General features: G+C 37.5%; 1 protein-coding gene. It reads left to right on the top strand.

Annotated elements, in window-relative coordinates:
• A partial coding sequence (locus tag ACY2RU_RS17730; RefSeq protein ID WP_490139819.1) for a hypothetical protein occupies positions 1-539 on the top strand: 539 nt, incomplete at its 5' end.
• Between the last annotated feature and the right edge of the window lie 224 nt (positions 540-763).

Genomic DNA, 763 nt, shown 5'->3' on the forward strand with positions numbered 1-763 from the left:
CCACCAATACGAAAAAACCAATCTGCCGAATGAAAAAAGCACTGATTTTAGTACTAATGTTGAGTTTTATATCGTGTAGTAAAACAATACCTTCTGGATTTTGGCTGAATTATGAAAACAACTTGATTAAAGAAAAACAGAATGACCAAGGACCTTTTGGTGGAACATTGTCCATAAATTGGGTTGCGGATAAAGGTGCTGAATTTGACATCAAAAAATTAACTGAACTTGCCACTCAAAATGATTGGAAACTGATTGACAGTATGACATATAAAAAATCGGAATTGACTAAAATGACTGATTTTGGAAAACCGACAATCAATCTTCCTCTCAAAAACTTTACGCCTGAATCAAAACGACCGGATTTGAAATCGGAATCTTTTCCACGCTGGATTGAAACAGATTTCAAACTTTATCGATTTAAAACGGGTTGGTTGATTTTTGAACCTGGAACTAATGACTCGACTCAAGAAAACGGATTTATATTATTAAGTTCTGACAATAAACAAATGACTGTTTATCACTTATGGGGCGAATAAGTAAGAAAGTACTGGTGGCAACAATGTATAAGGCTAATGGCTACCCTTGAACAAATCTAAAGTTTCGTCATTTTTAAAAACACTATATTTAATTCCGAATAACCTTGTAGACGGCCTCGCCTTGGCTTCCGAGTCGCACGTCGCTCCCGCTCCTTCCAGCTTTTGCTCCGCAAAACTGATTGAGCCAAAACGAGCCAAGGACCGCCACTAGCCTTATACGAGAC

This window comes from Ulvibacter sp. 2305UL32-6 (assembly GCF_058148545.1).